Origin of the sequence: Sorangium sp. So ce145, from assembly GCF_051525985.1 — a bacterium.
Classification (GTDB): Bacteria; Myxococcota_A; Polyangia; order Polyangiales; family Polyangiaceae; genus Sorangium; species Sorangium cellulosum_B.
Window position 1 is genome coordinate 2,853,728 of the sequence record NZ_CP150315.1, and the last position, 16,389, is coordinate 2,870,116.

Below are 16,389 nucleotides of genomic sequence, written 5' to 3' on the forward strand. Positions count from 1 at the left end.
ATGCGCGGTCTATCGAGCGCTGGAGTCCTCCTGGCCTGGGAGGCCGGGCTGGAGCAGCACCCTCTGGACAGGGCGCTCTCCGTGCTCGGGACGGCCCATCCGGAGCTGGATCGCGGGGCGCTCGCGGCGCTCACCGTCGGCCAACGCGACAGCCTGCTGATCGCGCTGCGCCGGGGCACCTTCGGCGACTCGCTCGGCGGGTTCGCCGAGTGCGGCGCGTGCGGCGAGCGGCTGGAATTCGCGCTCTCCGCGCGCGATTTCCCGGTCGCCGCCGCGGTGTTCGAAGGTGAGGCGGAGATCGATGGACTCCGGATCCACTTCCGGCTGCCCACGAGCCGCGATCTCGCGGCCGTCGTGGGCGCGCGCTCGGTCGAGGCGGCGCGGCGGATGCTGCTCGAGCGCTGCGTGCTCGAGGCGGCGCAGGGCGATGCGCCGATCGACGGCGCATCGATCGCGGAGGAGGCGGTGCAGAAGCTCGCCGAGCGCATGGCCGAGCTGGACGCGGCGGCCGATCTGACGCTGGAGCTCGCGTGTCCAGCGTGCGGACACGCGTGGGAAACGGTGTTCGATATCGAGAGCTATTTCTGGGCCGAGATCGCGGCGCAGGCCGGGCGCCTGCTCGCGGAGGTCCACACGCTGGCCAGCGCCTACGGGTGGGACGAGGCGCGCATCCTCGGCATGAGCGCGGCGCGCCGGCAGGCGTACCTGGATAGGGTGGCCGGATGAGCGATTTCCTCGGCCGGCTCGCGGGTCGCACGGTCGGCGTCGCGGATGTGGTGAAGCCGCTCGTGGCGTCGCGGTACGCGCCGGATCCGCGGCGGCCGGCCGCACCGTCGCCGTTTTCCATCGCGGAAGAGCGAGCGGTCGAGACACCTCCGGCATCGCCGTGGAGCGAGGTGGAGGGCGAACAGGTGGCGGGTGATGCGCCGCTCGTCGAGCGGACGGCGCCGGCGCGCCACGGCGAGGTGATGAGGCCCGCCGCGGTTCAGGCAGGCGAGGGCGCGATCGAGCCAAGCGCGCTGCTCTCCGAGGTGGGCGAACGCCCGCGCCAAAGCGCGGAGAAGTGGACCTCACGGCCGGCGTCGCCTGCTACGACCTCGGCGGTGCGCGCACGGATGGCCCCGACGGCTCCTCCGCTGTCGTCGATGGCGTCCAGCGCGCCGGCGCAGCCTGGAGCGGCGCCCGCGGCGGCCCCTCCGCTGTCGTCGATGGCGTCCAGCGTGCCGCGGCAGCTCGGTCCAGCGCCGTCGATGGGGGCGGGTCCCCCGGCGTCCTCGCCCGTTCCCAGCAGAGGCCTCCCGGCGCATCACTCGGGGCCCGCGATGCCTGCGGCCGTGTCGGCTACCCGCGCCGCCACGGCGGCGCGCCCAACGGCGGCGCGCCCAACGGCGCCGCACGGCGACGCGAGCACGCCCACGCGAGGCCGGACCGAAGCGGTGATCGGCCCGCAGGCCGCGCTCTCGCCCTTCGCCCCGGAGGCCGAGGCGCTGCTCGTCCCCGACGCGCAGCTGGTACAGCACGCCCCGCCCCTTGGGCGCGCCACGCCCCGCGCAGGCGGCGCGACCTCCATCGAGAGGGCCGAGCCGGGAGCGCAAACGGCGGATCCGAGCGCTCCCACGACGGCTCCCGCGCCCGCGCAGGCTGCGCCCACCATCCGCGTGAGCATCGGCCGCATCGAGGTCCGCGCCGCGCCGCCGCCGCCTTCCCCCGCGCCCAGCCCGGAGCGACCGCGGCCGCCGCTCCTCGGTCTCCAGGACTACCTTGCGCAGCAGGGAGCGCGCCGATGAGCAACTCGCTCGCGATCGCCACCGTCACCGCCACGCTCCAGCGGCTGGTGAGCGCGGCGCTCGACGTCGCGGCGGACAGCCTGAAGGTGTCGCCCGGCACGCTCTCGGTGAGCACCGTCCGGCCGACCGTGGGCACGGCCGGGCTCACCAAGAAGGGCGTCAACATCTACCTGTTCCAGGTCACGCCCAATCCCTCGGCGCGCAACGACGATCTCCCGACGCGAAGGTCCGGCGGCGAGGCCGTGCAGCGGCCGCGGGTCGCGATCGATCTGCACTACCTCTTCAGCTTTCACGGGTCGGACAAGTTCTGGGAGGCGCAGCGCGCCCTGGGGATCACGCTTCAGACGCTGCACGCGCGCCCGGTGCTCAGCCGCGAGATGATCGCCGCCACCATCAGCGCGCTCGGCGACAGCGAGGGGTTCGAGTTCATGAAGACCTCGAACCTGGCCGACGCCATCGAACCCGTCCGCATCACGCTCGAGACGCTCAGCCTGGAGGAGATCTCGAAGATCTGGTCGGTGCTCTTCCAGACGCCGTACGACCTCTCGGTGGTCTGCCGCGCCTCGGTCGTCATCGTCGAGGCGGAGGAGACGCCGGCGCCCTCGCTCCCGGTCCACGCCGTCGCGGTGCGCGCGGTGCCCTTCGCGGCGCCATGGGTCGGCGAGGTGACGAACGCCGCGCGCCATGTGCCCATCGTCGGCGACAGCACGCTTTCCGTGCGGGGGCGCGCGTTGCGCGGCGACGTCACGCAGGTCGTCATCGACGGCGTGCCCGCGCCGAACGGGCCGGATTTTCTGGGCGACGCGGAGCTCCGCTTCGATCTCGGCGGACTCCCGGCCCCGCTCGCGGCCGGCGTGCACGGGCTCCAGGTCGCGCACGCGGTGCAGGTTGGCGAGCCGCCGTCCTCTCGGCTCGGGTCGTCGTCGAACGTGGTCCCCTTTGTGGTGCACCCGCGCGTAACCGCCGTCGCGACGGGGCCCCTCACGACGAAGACGGTGGCCGGCGAGACGCTCTGCACCGGCCGCGTCACGCTGACCTTCGGCGCAGCCGTGGGCCGAGCGCAGCGCGCGGCCGTGCTCCTCAGCCGCGTCTCGCCGGCCGCGTCGCCGCGGGCCTACGCCTTCGAGGCCAAGCCGCGCCCGAGCGGGCCAGCCGATCCGCTCACCACGCTCACGATCGACTTCGACGTCGCTGACGTGAGCGCAGGGACGTATGCGGTCCGCGCGCAGATCGACGGCGCAGACAGCGCGCTCGTCGCCGCGGCCGAGGACTACCCGAGGGTGACGCTCTCATGACGGGCGAGCCGTGGATCCGCGCGAACCAGCGCGCCTTCAGCGCGGCGCTCGACGAGGTGCGCTCGCTGCTCGAGCGCCACGCGCGGTCGCCGGGCGGCGCCCCCCGCCCGGACGAGGCGCCCACGCCAGCGGGGGAGGCGTCGCCCGCGCAGGGCAGCCCGCCGGCCCTGGATCTCGTGTGCTCCGCGTTCGGGCTCTCGTCGTTCGAGCGCCGCGTGCTGGTCCTCTGCGCGGGGATCGAGCTCTGCTCGGATTTCCCCGCGCTCTGTGCGGCGGCGCAGGGCAATGCGCGCTCCACCCACGCGACCTTCTCGCTCGCGCTCGCCGCCTTTCCCGACGCGCACTGGAACGCGCTCGTGTCGTTCGCGCCGCTGCGCCGCTACCGGCTCATCGAGCTCGATCGCGGCGCCGGCCTCACGTCGGCGCCGCTGCGCATCGACGAGTGGGCGCTGCACTGGCTCACGGGTACGCCCTCGCTCGATGAGCGGCTGCGCGACCTTGCGCAGCCGCTCATCGCGGCGCGCGATCTCGTGCCGACGCACCGGCGCATCGCCGAGCGTATCGCACGCCTCGCCGAGGGCCCGGCCGCGGCCGCGGTCATCCAGCTCTGCGGGGCTGATCGCGCGACGCGGCGCGAGATCGCGGCCGGCGCGGCGGCGCTCCGCGGCGGCGGCGTCGTCGCGGTACGAGCGGCGTACCTGCATGCCGCCGATCGCGACCTCGTCGCCTCGCTCCTGGAGCGGGAGGTGTTGCTCTCAAGCGGCACCATCCTGATCGAGATCGACGACGACGAGCCGCCCGAGGCGCTCCGCGCCGTGGCCATGCTCGCGGATCGTCCGGCGTTGCCGGTCGTCGTGAGCAGCGCCGCGCCGGTGCGCGCCGGCGCGCGCCCGGTGATCCGCGTCGACGCGCACCGGCCGGCCCGCGCCGAGCAGCGGGCCTTGTGGCAGGCCGCTGTCGGCGCCGAGGACGCGGAACGCTCCGGCGAGATCGAGCGCGTCGTGCAGCAGTTCGATCTCGGCCGCGAGGCGATCTTCGCCGCCGCCGCCTACGCGCGCAGCGACCTCGAGAGCGGCAACGGCGACCCGCGGCTGTCGCTGTGGAGCGCGTGCCGCGCCCAGATCCGCCCGCGCCTCGCGGATCTCGCGCAGCACATCCCGACGGTGGCCGGGTGGGACGACCTGATCCTGCCGCCGGCGCAGATCGCGCTGCTCCGCGAGATCGGGGCGCACGTGCGGCACCGGGCCTGCGTACTCGACGACTGGGGCTTCGGCAAGGCCACGCGCGGGCTCGGCGTGAGCGCGCTCTTCGCCGGCGCGAGCGGCACCGGCAAGACGATGGCGGCCGAGGTGCTGGCCCGCGAGCTGGAGATGGATCTCCACCGCGTCGACCTGAGCCAGGTGGTCAGCAAGTACATCGGCGAGACGGAGAAGAACCTGCGCCGCGTCTTCGACGCCGCCGAGGACGGCGCCACGGTCCTGCTCTTCGACGAGGCCGACGCGCTCTTCGGCAAGCGGAGCGAGGTGAAGGACAGCCACGATCGTTTCGCCAACATCGAGGTCAGCTACCTCCTCCAGCGGATGGAGAGCTACCGCGGCCTCGCCATCCTGACGACCAACATGATGGAGGCGCTCGACGACGCATTTCTCCGGCGCATCCGCTTCGTGGTGCAGTTCCCGATGCCCGACGCGGCGCTGCGCCGGGCCATCTGGCAGCGCGCCTTCCCGCCGGCCACGCCGACCGAGGGGCTCGACTGCGGCAAGCTCGCGCGGCTCGACGTGGCCGGGGGCAACATCCGTAACATCGCCATCGGAGCGGCGTTCCTCGCGGCCGAGCGCGGCGAGCCCGTGCGCATGGGCCACGTCCTCCGCTCCGCGCGGACGGAGTACGCCAAGCTCCAGCGGCCGATCACCGAGATCGACCTGGGAGGCCTCTCGTGAGCCAGCGCCCCTCCGTCGAGCTGCACATCGACGAGCTCGTGCTCGACGGCTTCGCCCCCGAGGCCCGCCGCCACATCGGCGATGCGCTCCAGCGTGAGCTCCTGCGGCTGCTCCGGGAGCAGCCGCTCTCCACCGCGATCGCGGCGTACGACGGGCTCGGTCGCCTCGACGCCGGCACGTTCAACGCCGACCCGGGCGCGAGCCCCGAACAGATCGGCGCCGCCGTCGCGCGCGCCGTCCACGGGGGGCTCCAGCGATGATCACGGTCACGGCCACGCGAAAGGAGGGAGCGCATGTCGTTCCCTGGTAGCCCGAAGGTCTTCAAGGGCGCGATCATCGGGCTCGACCCGTTCAACCCGGTCGCGAGCACCATCGTGTTCCAGTACAACCCGGACACGCTGACGCGCACCATCACGCCCAACGCCGTGGGCGGCACCAACCCGGGCGAAGCGTTGCGGCTCAACGGGCCGCCCAACGAGACGATCTCGCTCACGGTCGAGATCGACGCCACCGACCAGCTCGAGCAGGGCTCGCAGCTCGCGACGAGCGTGGGCCTCTACCCGGCGATCGCGTCCCTGGAGATGCTGCTGTACCCCAAATCGGCGCTGGTGATCGCCAACCAGGTCCTCGCCGCGGTCGGCATCATCGAGGTCATCCCGCCGGAGGCGCCGCTCACCCTGCTCGTCTGGGGCCCGAAGCGCATCGTCCCGGTGCGGCTCACCAACCTGACGATCACGGAGGAGGCGTTCGATCCCGCGCTCAACCCGATCCGCGCCAAGGCGACGCTCTCGCTGAAGGTGCTCACGTACCAGGATCTCGGGCTGCTCAGCGTGGGCGGCGCGCTCTCGATGGCGAACCAGGTGATCAAGGAGGCGCTCGCGACGATCAACGGCGTGGGCGCGGTGTCGGGGGCGCTCTCGTTCAGCGTCGGCGGGTAGGCGGGTCGAGGAGGCTGAAACCATGTTCGATGCGAACAGCCGCTATGCGAAGGTCGAGGAGGCGACGATCGCCGTCGCCGACGGGGGCGGCGAGCCGCGGACGGTGCGCTACAAGCGCCGGCGCTTCATCCCTCAAGGCGAGGGCGCGGTGGTGCTCCTCGAGCACACGGTGCGCGACGGCGATCGCCTCGACAACATCACCGCGCGCTACCTGGGCGATCCCACGCAGTTCTGGCGCGTGTGCGACGCAAACGGCGCGGTCCGGCCGGACGAGCTGACCGAGGTCGCCGGGCGCCGCATCAAGATCTCCATGCCTTCGCCCTGAGGGAGCCCGCCGTTGTTCGCGAGCCTGCTCGGAATCCGCCTGCTCGTCTGGATGGGCCGCACCATCCCGGCGCCGCCCCCTCCCGGCCTCCTCGACACGCTGGGTGAGGTGGAGGTGACGAACGACGCGCGCAGCGGCGACGGCTTCCGCCTGACGTTCACGGTCACCAAGGGCCTCCTCGATTACGACGCGATCACCGCCGGCGCGCTGGAACCCATGACCCGCGTGGTGATCGCCGCCGTCATGGGGGTCGTGCCCGAGGTGCTGATCGACGGCGTGATCACCCACCAGCAGCTCGCGCCGAGCCAGGAGCCCGGCGCCTCGACGCTCACGGTGATGGGTCACGACCTGCGCACCGCGCTCGACCTCACCGAGCGCAACGCCAAGTACGAGAACCAGCCGGACTTCATCATCTTCAACCAGCTCATCGCGCGCTACCCGCAGTTCGGGCTCGTGCCCGTGGCGATGCCGACCACGAGCATCCCCATCATGCTTCAGCGCACCCCGCGGCAGGCGGAGACCGATCTCGCGTTCATCGAGCGGATGGCGCAGCGCAACGGCTACGTGTTCTACATCGAGCCCGTCACGGTCGGGGTCAACACGGCCTATTTCGGGCCGCCCAGCCGCGTCGGGCTCCCGCAGCCGGCGCTGACCATGAACATGGGCGCGGACTCGAACCTGAAGAGCCTCTCGTTCAGCAACGACGCGCTCGCGCCCACGGGCGTCGAGGGCACGTTCGTCGAGCCGTTCACCCGCACCGCGCTGCCGATCCCGCCGCTGCCGTCGTTGCGCGTGCCGCCGCTCGCGTCGTCGGCGGCGGCGCCGCTCCGCACACGGCTCGCGCGCGACGCCGCGCACCAGGGGCCGACCGACGCCGCGCTGACGGCGCTCGCCGCATCCATGAACGCGGCCGATCCGGTGCGCGGGCAGGGCGAGCTCGACGGCGTGCGGTACGGGTCGGTGCTGCGCGCGCGGCGGCTCGTGGGCGTGCGCGGCGCAGGCTTCGCGCACAACGGCAACTACTACGTCGAGCGGGTCACGCACCTGATCCGACGCGGCAGCTACACGCAGCAGTTCAGCTTGAGCAGGGAAGGCACCGGCGCGCTGCTGCCGGTGGTGCGGCCATGAGCAGGACCTTCTACGGAAAGTACCGAGGCATCGTCTCCGACATCCAGGATCCGCTCATGCAGGGCCGGATAAAGGCCCGCGTGCCCGCGGTCCTGGGCGAAGACGAGAGCGGTTGGGCCCTGCCGTGCGCGCCCTTCGGCGGCAGCGGCGTCGGGTTCTTCGCGCTCCCGACGGTCGGCGCGGGCGTGTGGGTCGAGTTCGAGAACGGCGACCCCGACTACCCGATCTGGTCGGGCGCCTGGTGGGGCTCCACGGCCGAGATCCCGCCCGATCTGCTCGCGCCTCCGTACAAGAAGGTGATGCTCAAGACCGAGGGCGGGCACTCCATCGTGCTCGACGACACCCCGGGCATCGGCGGGATCACCCTGAAGACCTCGGGAGGGCAGAAGGTCGCCATCACCGCGACGGACGTCACCATCGACAACGGCATGGGCGCGAGCATCGTGCTCCAGGGCCCGCAGATCACGATCAAGGCGACCTCGATCCAGCTCGACACGGGCGCCGGCGGGAGCGTGAAGCTCACCGGCCCGCAGGTCTCGGTCAACGACGGCGCCCTGGAGGTGCTCTGATGCCCGGGCCGGTCCTGCACGTCGGCGCCACCGTGCTCTGCGTGCACGGCGGCCAGGCACAGGCGACGTCGCCCAACCCGCGCGTGCGGGTGGGCGGCCAGCCCGTCGTCACCCAGCCCGGGCCGCACGCCATCGCCGGCTGCGCGTTCCCGCCGCCGCCACAGGCGACCGGCCCTTGCGTCACCGCCATGTGGGTGACGGGCGCGACGCGCGTGCGCGCCGGCGGGATGCCGCTCCTGCTCCAGGACAGCCAGGCCGTCTGCGCGCCGACGGGCACAGGGCTCAGCGTGGTCGCCTCCCAGATGCGTGTGAGGGCGCAGTGATGAAGCTCGATTACCCCTATCACTTCGACGGGCGCGGGCGCACGGGCGTCACCGGCGATGACGATCACATCCGCGACCTCATCGAGCAGGTGCTCTTCACCATCCCCGGCGAGCGCGTCAACCGGCCGAACTTCGGCAGCGGCCTCCTGAGCCTCGTCTTCGGCCCGAACGGCGACGCCATCGCCGCGGCGGCGCAGGTCTCGGTGCAGGGCGCGCTCCAGCAGTGGCTCGGCGATCTCATCCAGATCGACGATGTCCGTGTCGAGAGCGAGGACGCCACCCTGCGCGTGACGGTCCGCTACGTGGTCCGCCGCGATCAGCAGCGCCGCGTGGCGCAGTTCTCGAGGGGGGCACCGTGACGGCCGGGGCGGTCTTCTCCTGCTGCGACGAGCGCCGCCGCGCCGCGGTCGAGGCGCACGGCAAGCTCAACGGGATCGACTTTCTCGAGGTGATCGATCGAGCCGCGGCGAACGTTGCCGATCGGCAGCGCGAGCTCCACGTCCGTTTCATCAAGGCGCCCGACGCGGCGCTCGAGCAGGCCGTCGGCAACGGCGATCTCGAGGTGCGCATCGACGGCGGCGTACGCGTCACCCAGATCGGCGTCGCGTCGGCCGAGATCAAGGCGGTGGGCGGCGAGAAGGTGCTCGTGGTCCGCGTCACCGAGCCCGGCGACTACTCCACGTACACCCTGCGGCTCTGCGATCGCGACGGCGACCCTTACGTGAAGGACTTCGATCCGCTGCTCTCCGCGATCGATTTCTCCTTCAAGGTCGAGTGCCCGAGCGACTTCGACTGCGCTCCGCCGCGCGTCTCCCGGGAGGCGCGCCGCGAGGCGCCGGCGATCGACTACCTGGCCAAGGACTACGCGAGCTTCCGCCGCCTGATGCTCGATCGGCTCTCGCTCCTGCTCCCGGGCTGGCGCGAGCAGAACCCGGCGGACATCGGGGTCACGTTGGTCGAGCTGCTCGCCTACGTCGGCGATCACCTGAGCTACCAGCAGGACGCGGTTGCCACCGAGGCGTACCTCGGCACGGCCCGGCGGCGCGTCTCCGTGCGGCGCCACGCCCGGCTCGTGGACTATGCGATGCACGACGGCTGCAACGCCCGGGTGTGGATACAGATCCGCCTCACCAGCGACGCATTCAACATCAAGCTGCCCCTGGGCACGCGCGTGTACACGGACGTTGCCGGGATCTCCCCTCGCGTCGCGCCAGACGGTGTGGATCCGCGCAAGCTGGGACGCGACGAGCAGCGACTCCTGGAGGCGGGCGCAGCGTGCTTCGAGACCGCCGAGGAGGTGGTGCTCTTCGACAAGCACAAGGAGCTGCCCTTCTACACCTGGGGTCAGCGCGCGTGCTGCCTGCCGCGCGGCGCGACCGAGGCGACGCTCGCCGGCTGGCAGCCCGACCTGAAGGAGGGCATGGTGCTGATGTTCGAGGAGGTCGTCGGCCCGCGCACCGGCCAACCCGCCGACGCCGACCCCGCGCACCGCCACGCCGTCCGCCTCACCAGGGTCGAGAAGGGCAGCGACCCCCTCGGCGGCCAGTTCCTCGAGTCGCATAGCGATGCGGCCCTCGACGTCACGATCATCGCCTGGGACGTGGCGGACGCGCTCCCGTTCCCGCTCTGCATCTCGGCGCAGCTCGACGGCGGCGAGTACCTCGACAAGGTCAGCGTGGCCCGCGGCAATATCGTGCTCGCGGATCACGGCGTCACCCTGTTCGACGAGCCGCTCGATCCGGTGCCGTTTCCCGATCTGCGCCTCGCCCCGCCGGCCGCGAGCGGCTGCGATCGCTGCGAACCCTGCGAGCCTTGGGTCCCACCGGCGCGCTACCGCCCGTACCTCGCCGCGGGGCCGATCACGCAGGCGGCGACGATCACGCTGGTCGAGGGCAACGAGCGCCGCGTGACCGGCTTCGACCCCAAGGCGCCGGCCGCCGCCGCGATGACCTGGACCATGGATCAGGTGCGGCCTGCAGTGTTCCTCCGGATAGACGACGCCTGGGACTGGTACCCGCAGCGCGATCTGCTCTCCAGCGACGCCTTCGCGCGCGATTTCGTCGTGGAGGTCGACGACGACGGGCGCGCGGCCCTCCGCTTCGGCGACGATCGCAACGGCGCGCGCCCCGCGCCGGGCACGACCCCCGTCGCGCGCTACCGCGTGGGCAACGGCGCCGTCGGCAACGTCGGCGCCGAGGCGCTCGCCCATGTGGCCACGAGCGACGATCGTATCGAGGGCGCGCGCAACCCGCTCCCGGCGAAGGGCGGCGTCGATCCCGAGAGCGTGGAGCGCGTCCGCCAGGTGGCTCCCTCCGCGTTCCGCGTGTCCAAGCGCGCCGTCACGCCCGAGGATTACGCCGCCTTCGCCGAGCAGCACCCCGAGGTGCAGCGCGCGGTGGCGACGCTGCGCTGGACGGGGAGCTGGCGCACCGTCTTCATCACCGTCGATCGCCTGGGCGGCCGCGCCATCGAGGCCGACTTCGAGGCCAAGCTGCGCGCCTTCCTGGAGCCTTATCGCATGGCCGGGCAAGACATCGAGATCGACGGCCCCACGTTCGTGCCGCTCGAGCTCGACCTGCACGTGTGCGTGAGCCCCGATCACTTCCGCAGCGACGTGAAGGCCGCGCTGCTCGAGGTCTTCTCCAGCGGCGAGCTGCCGAGCGGGGGGCGCGGCTTCTTCCACCCGGACAACTTCACCTTCGCCCAGCCCGTGTACGTGAGCCGTATCTACGCCGCGGCGCAGTCGGTGCCGGGCGTGCGCGCGGTCAGGATCGACAAGCTCCAGCGGCTCGGCGTCGCGGATCGCACCGCGCTCGATCGCGGCGAGCTCTCGCTGCGCCGCCTGGAGATCGCGCAGCTCGCCAACGATCCGAGCTTCCCCGAGCGCGGCGTCCTGCGCCTTGGCATGGAGGGCGGCCGATGAGCGTCGACGTGGGTACCGGAGGAGACAGCGGCTGCTGCGAGGGCACGGGCGTCGTCACGCCGATCGTGATCGAGAACCGACCCGGCCTGCCGGCGATCGCGTACCGCGTCGGGGTTCACTCCGACTTCCTCCAGAGCATGCTCGCCAGCCTCACGGACGCGCGGCGACCCGTGCTCGGCCGCCTCCGCACGCGCGAGCCCGACGATTTCACCATCGCCCTGCTCGACGCCTGGGCCGTCGTCGCCGACGTGCTCACCTTCTATCAAGAGCGCATCGCCAACGAGGCCTACCTGCGCACCGCGACCGAGCGCGTCAGCGTGATCGAGCTCGCCCGCCTCATCGGCTACGCGCTGCGGCCTGGCGTGGCGGCGAGCGTCGATCTCGTCTTCACGCTCGAGAGCGCGCAAGGCGCGCCCCCGGTGGTGCCCATCCCCAGCGGCACCCGGGTCCAGAGCGTCCCCGGCCCGAACGAGCGGCCGCAGACCTACGAGACGGTCGAGGACATCGTCGCGCGGCCCGAGCTCAACGCGCTTCGCCCCATCCTCACCGAGCCGCAGTCGTTCCCGGCCGGCCTCAAGGAGCTCTGGCTCGACGGAGTGGCCACCGGCCTGAAGCCCGGCGATGCCATCCTCATCGTCGGTGAGGAGCGCGAGGGCGACCTCTCCAGCGAGCGCTGGGATTTCCGCCGCCTCGTCTCCGTCACGCCCGAGCCGCCGGCGAATCGAACGCACGTGACCTGGAGAGAGGGCCTCGGCTGGAAGCGCGGGAAGAGCGCGGTGCTGCCCGCCGCTGCGGGGGTGAAGGTCTTCGCCTTCCGCCAGCGCGCCGGCGTCTTCGGCGGCTCCGCCCCCGACTGGCGCAGCCTACCGAACCGCGTGAAGGCCGCATACCTCGGCGACGTCGAGAAGACGGTCAATGAGAAGAGCGGCGACGTCGACTTCTTCGGCCCCATCCCCGCCGACTGGCCCGACCTCGATCTCGCGTCCATCGCTCAGTCGTTCGTGCCGAGCACGGAGCATGGGCTCACCGCCGCGTACTACAGCAATTCGGACTTCTCCGGCCGCCGCGTGCGCCGCATCGATCCCAGGGTGGAGTTCGACTGGGGCACCGGCAGCCCGCACCCCTCGATCGGCGGCGAGACCTTCTCCGTGCGGTGGATGGCGTGGCTCAGTCCCGAGAGCACCGGCAGCTACACGTTCCACGCGGTGGCCGACGACGGCGTCCGCGTCTGGGTGAACGGGCAGCTCATCATCGATTTCTGGAAGAACAACGCGGGTACTCCACAGCAGAGCGTGCCCATCTACCTCGCGAAGGGCCGGCGCTACGCCATCCGGGTCGACTACTACGAGAACGAGGGCGCCGCGCGCATCAAGCTCCAGTGGTCGACCGCGGAGATGGCGGAGACGGTCATCCCGTCGCGCGTGTTCACGCCGCTCGATGTCGACACCATCCACCTCGACGGCCGGTTCCCCTCGATCACGGAGGGGAGCTGGGCCGTCGTCGCCACGCCCGAGTACGAGGAGCTCTACGCCGTCACCGACGTCGCCGACGACGCACGGATGGCCTTCACGCTCTCCGCGAAGACGACGCGCCTCACCCTCGAAGGCGAGAACCTCCGCGAGGTGTTCAACGACCAGGTCCGCCGGATCACGGTCTACGCACAGAGCGAGGAGCTGAAGATCGCGCCCCGGTCGCGCACCGATGCGGTCGAAGGCACCACGGTCCTGCTCGACCGCCTCATCTCCGATCCCGGCGCTGGGCGGCGCATGATCATCGCCGGCACCGACGTCAGCGGCGCGCCCGCCGCCGAGATCGTGAAGCTCGTCTCCACCGATCGGGTCGGCGACCTCACCCAGCTCACCTTCGCGTCGATCGCGGGCCATTACCGGCGCGACGCGGTCGCCATCTTCGGCAACGTCGCCCCGGCCACGCACGGCGAGACGACCCCGGCCGAGGTGCTCGGCAGCGGTGATGCGGGCCAGGCCTACCAGAGGTTCAAGCTGCGCCAGGCGCCGCTCACCTACGTCAGCGCCGACGTCCCGAGCGGCGGGGCGACCACGCTCGAGGTCCGCGTCGACGACGTGCGGTGGCACGAGGTCCCGACCCTCCTCGGCCGCGGCCCGAAGGAGCGCGTCTACGTCACGCAGACGGACGAGGTGGGCAAGGTCACCGTGCAGTTCGGCGACGGCCGCGCGGGCGCGCGCCTCCCCACCGGCAGCGAGAACGTGATCGCCCGCTACCGCAAGGGCATCGGCCGCGAAGGTTTGGTCGCGGCCGGGCAGCTCAGCCTCCTCCTCACGCGCCCGCTCGGCGTGCGCAGCGTCGTGAACCCGCTCGCGCCCTCGGGCGCGGCCGATCCGCAGTCGATCGAGGACACGCAGCAGAACGCCCCGCTCAGCGTGCTCACGCTCGATCGCATCGTCTCGCTCAAGGACTATGAGGATTTCGCCCGATCCTACGCCGGCATCGCCAAGGCCCACGCCGCGTGGACGTGGAACGGCGACGCACGCGGCGTGCTCCTCACGGTCGCGGGCGTCGACGGTGACGCCGTGCTCTCCAATACCCGGCTCTACGACGGCCTCACCAAGGCGATCAAGGACGCGGGCGATCCCTCCGTGCTCTTCGACATCAAGACGTACACCTCGACGACGTTCACCGTGAGCGCGGGGATCGGCGTCGACGCCGACTTCGAGGCGGAAAAGGTGCTCGCCGCCGTGGTCGCGGCTCTCCGGAGCGCCTTCTCGTTCACGCCGCGCGCCTTCGGCCACGGGGTTTTCGCCAGCGAGGTGATCGCCGTCATCCAGCGCGTGCCGGGTGTCCGCATGGTGGACCTCGACGCCATCGTTCGGGTGACGGGCGGCCTCCACGAGCAAGATCGCGCCGATTTCCTCCAGGCCAGGGCGCCTGTTGGCGGCGAGCTCGCCGACACCGCCGCGCCCGCAGAGCTCCTCACCCTCACCACGCTGCCGCTCACCGAGCTGAAGGTGATCGCATGAGCTTCGACGCCGACACGCTCTACAAGCTGCTGCCCGAGATCCACCGCCTTCGCGACGCGGAGCGGGACGAGCCGCTGCGCGCCCTGCTCGGTGTGATCGCCGATCAGGTCGCCCTCCTCGAGGAGAACCTCGCCCAGCTCCACGACGACCAGTTCGTCGAGACGAGCGCGCCCTGGACGCTGCCCTACATCGCCGATCTGCTCGGCGTCACGGGCCTGCCGAGCACCGGCATCGAAGGCCCGAACGCCCGTGCCGAGGTCGCCAACACCATTGCCTACCGCCGGCGCAAGGGCACGGTAGCGGTGCTGGAACAGCTCGCACGGGACGCCACCGGCTGGCCCGCGCGCGCGGTGGAGTTCTTCCAGCTCGTCGCTACCACGCAGCACCTCAACCACCTCCGCCCCGAGAACACGAGCTTCATCGGCGTCCGCGACGCCTCGCGCCTCGAGTACCTCGGCACCGCCTTCGAGCGCCTCGCACGCCGGACCGACCTCCCGCACTCCGTCGATGTGCGGCGCATCCCCCCGCGAGACGGCGCCCGCGTCGCGCCCCTCACCCCGCCCGGCGGCGTGCTGGATCCCGCGCTCGACGCGCTCCCGCTCGCGGGCGTTGGCCGTTATGGCATTCCCAACGTCGGCCTGTTCCTCTTCCGCCTGCGCGCCCAGCCCCTCACGCGCGTCGAGGCATCGAAGGTCGACGCGCGCTGCTTCCGCTTCGATCCGCTCGGCGCGGACGTCGCTCTCTTCAACAACGCGCGCACGGAGCGCGAGCTCACGCACCTGGCCGAGCCCGCCAACGTCCCCGGCCGCATCAGCCGGCGCGAGCTTCACCGCGATCTCACCGCTGCTGGCAGCGACGCCGACGGTTACTACGGGCGCAGCCTGAAGATCGAGACGATGACGCCGGGCGACGAGCCCGCGCTCATCGATCGCACCAAGGTCGTGGCCTGTGATCTCTCCGACTGGTCGCGCGAGCCGCCGCTCGACAAGACCGTCGCCGTCGATCCCGCGCTCGGCCGCATCAAGTTCCGGACCGCCCCCACCGCCTCTGTGCTCGTCAGCTACCACCTGGGCGTCACCGCCAACCTCGGTGGCGGCGAATACACGCGCAGCACCGCCGCGAGCCCTGGCGCGCGCACCGTCATCCGCGTCTCCAAGACCGGCCCGATCCACACCCTCCAGGACGCGCTCAACGCGCTCCCGCAAGCCGGCGGCGTGATCGAGATCGACGACAGCGCTCGCTACGAGGAGAACCTCACCGTCCCCTCGTTCCCCTCGCTCGAGATCCGCGCCGCCGACAAGCGTCGTCCGACCCTCGTGATCCTGGGCGGCCCGCTCATTCTGCGCGGCGCGAAGGACGGCGAGATCACCCTCAGCGGCCTTCTCATCGCCGGCAGGGCCGTCCAATGCGACGACCCGATCCGCCTCCTTCGCATCGAGCACACAACGCTCCTGCCCGGCATCGCCCTCGGGGCCGACGGCAAGCCCACGAGCCCCGGCGCGCCGAGCCTCACCGTCTTCGGCGCCAACACCGAGCTCGTCCTCGACCACGCCATCGTCGGCGGCCTCCGCGTCGTCGACGAGGCGAAGGCCACCATCACGGCCAGCATCGTCGATGCCTCCTCGGGGTCGGCGGTCGCCTACGCTGCGCCCGGCGACAACGGCCCCAAGGGCCCCGGTGGGTCGCTCCGCGTCGTGAGCAGCACCCTGATCGGCAAGATCCACGCTGCGGCCATCGAGCTCGTGTCGAACTCCATCCTGCTCGCGTACCGCGAGCCGAACGAGTCGAACGACCCGAACGATCCGAACAACCCATGGCCGTGGCTCGAGCCGGTCCGCGTGCGCCGCCGGCAGGAGGGCTGCGTGCGCTTCTCCTACGTCCCTCCGGGCTCGCGCGTCCCGCGGCGCGCGCACTGCCAGCCCGCGTCGGAGGCCGACGCCGCGCGCGTCCGGCCCATGCTCGACTCGACACGCTACGGCGATCCGGAGTATGGCCGACTCAGCCTCAAGTGCCCCGACGAGATCCGCCGAGGCGCCGATGACGGCTCGGAGATGGGGGTTTTCCACGAGCTCTACCAGCCCCAGCGCGAGGATCACCTTCGCGTCCGGCTCGATGAATACCTCCGCTTCGGGCTCGAAGCGGGGATTGTTTACGCGACGTAGCTG

General features: G+C 71.8%; 14 protein-coding genes. All 14 read left to right on the forward strand.

Going from position 1 to position 16,389, the window contains the following annotated elements:
- Genes WMF34_RS10955 through WMF34_RS11020 form a run of 14 tightly spaced genes read left to right on the forward strand, consistent with a single transcriptional unit; the run spans nucleotide 1 to nucleotide 16,386 of the window.
- Nucleotides 1–726, forward strand: coding sequence for a hypothetical protein (locus tag WMF34_RS10955; RefSeq protein ID WP_012234722.1), 726 nt, complete (start codon nucleotides 1–3; stop codon nucleotides 724–726).
- Complete coding sequence (locus WMF34_RS10960; RefSeq protein ID WP_012234723.1) at nucleotides 723–1,787, forward strand: hypothetical protein; 1,065 nt, start codon at nucleotides 723–725, stop codon at nucleotides 1,785–1,787. Before WMF34_RS10955 ends, WMF34_RS10960 begins: the two co-directional genes overlap by 4 nt.
- Nucleotides 1,784–3,082, forward strand: a complete 1,299-nt coding sequence (locus WMF34_RS10965) for a DUF4255 domain-containing protein (protein WP_437993250.1) — start codon at nucleotides 1,784–1,786, stop codon at nucleotides 3,080–3,082. Before WMF34_RS10960 ends, WMF34_RS10965 begins: the two co-directional genes overlap by 4 nt.
- A complete protein-coding gene (locus WMF34_RS10970; protein ID WP_437993251.1) occupies nucleotides 3,079–5,022 on the forward strand; it encodes an ATP-binding protein in 1,944 nt (647 codons plus the stop codon). Before WMF34_RS10965 ends, WMF34_RS10970 begins: the two co-directional genes overlap by 4 nt.
- Nucleotides 5,019–5,282, forward strand: coding sequence for a hypothetical protein (locus tag WMF34_RS10975; RefSeq protein ID WP_012234726.1), 264 nt, complete (start codon nucleotides 5,019–5,021; stop codon nucleotides 5,280–5,282). Before WMF34_RS10970 ends, WMF34_RS10975 begins: the two co-directional genes overlap by 4 nt.
- Before the next feature lie 33 nt (nucleotides 5,283–5,315).
- Nucleotides 5,316–5,960: a hypothetical protein gene (locus tag WMF34_RS10980; RefSeq protein WP_012234727.1), complete on the forward strand. Its 645-nt coding sequence runs from the start codon at nucleotides 5,316–5,318 to the stop codon at nucleotides 5,958–5,960.
- A gap of 22 nt (nucleotides 5,961–5,982) precedes the next feature.
- The gene (locus WMF34_RS10985; RefSeq protein ID WP_012234728.1) at nucleotides 5,983–6,285 is read left to right on the forward strand and encodes a LysM peptidoglycan-binding domain-containing protein; all 303 of its coding nucleotides are present in this window, start codon (nucleotides 5,983–5,985) and stop codon (nucleotides 6,283–6,285) included.
- Nucleotides 6,286–6,297: 12 nt separating this feature from the next.
- On the forward strand, nucleotides 6,298–7,413 hold the full coding sequence (locus WMF34_RS10990; protein WP_012234729.1) for a phage late control D family protein: 1,116 nt from the start codon (nucleotides 6,298–6,300) through the stop codon (nucleotides 7,411–7,413).
- The gene (locus WMF34_RS10995) at nucleotides 7,410–7,982 is read left to right on the forward strand and encodes a phage baseplate assembly protein V (RefSeq protein ID WP_437993252.1); all 573 of its coding nucleotides are present in this window, start codon (nucleotides 7,410–7,412) and stop codon (nucleotides 7,980–7,982) included. Before WMF34_RS10990 ends, WMF34_RS10995 begins: the two co-directional genes overlap by 4 nt.
- On the forward strand, nucleotides 7,982–8,305 hold the full coding sequence (locus WMF34_RS11000) for a PAAR-like protein (RefSeq protein ID WP_012234731.1): 324 nt from the start codon (nucleotides 7,982–7,984) through the stop codon (nucleotides 8,303–8,305). Before WMF34_RS10995 ends, WMF34_RS11000 begins: the two co-directional genes overlap by 1 nt.
- Entirely contained in the window at nucleotides 8,305–8,664 is a 360-nt protein-coding gene (locus WMF34_RS11005; protein WP_012234732.1) for a GPW/gp25 family protein, read from the forward strand. The genes WMF34_RS11000 and WMF34_RS11005 overlap by 1 nt, the downstream gene beginning before the upstream one ends.
- The gene (locus WMF34_RS11010; protein WP_437993253.1) at nucleotides 8,661–11,228 is read left to right on the forward strand and encodes a putative baseplate assembly protein; all 2,568 of its coding nucleotides are present in this window, start codon (nucleotides 8,661–8,663) and stop codon (nucleotides 11,226–11,228) included. The genes WMF34_RS11005 and WMF34_RS11010 overlap by 4 nt, the downstream gene beginning before the upstream one ends.
- Entirely contained in the window at nucleotides 11,225–14,224 is a 3,000-nt protein-coding gene (locus tag WMF34_RS11015) for a putative baseplate assembly protein (RefSeq protein ID WP_437993254.1), read from the forward strand. The genes WMF34_RS11010 and WMF34_RS11015 overlap by 4 nt, the downstream gene beginning before the upstream one ends.
- Nucleotides 14,221–16,386, forward strand: a complete 2,166-nt coding sequence (locus tag WMF34_RS11020) for a hypothetical protein (protein WP_437993255.1) — start codon at nucleotides 14,221–14,223, stop codon at nucleotides 16,384–16,386. The genes WMF34_RS11015 and WMF34_RS11020 overlap by 4 nt, the downstream gene beginning before the upstream one ends.
- Nucleotides 16,387–16,389 lie beyond the last annotated feature (3 nt).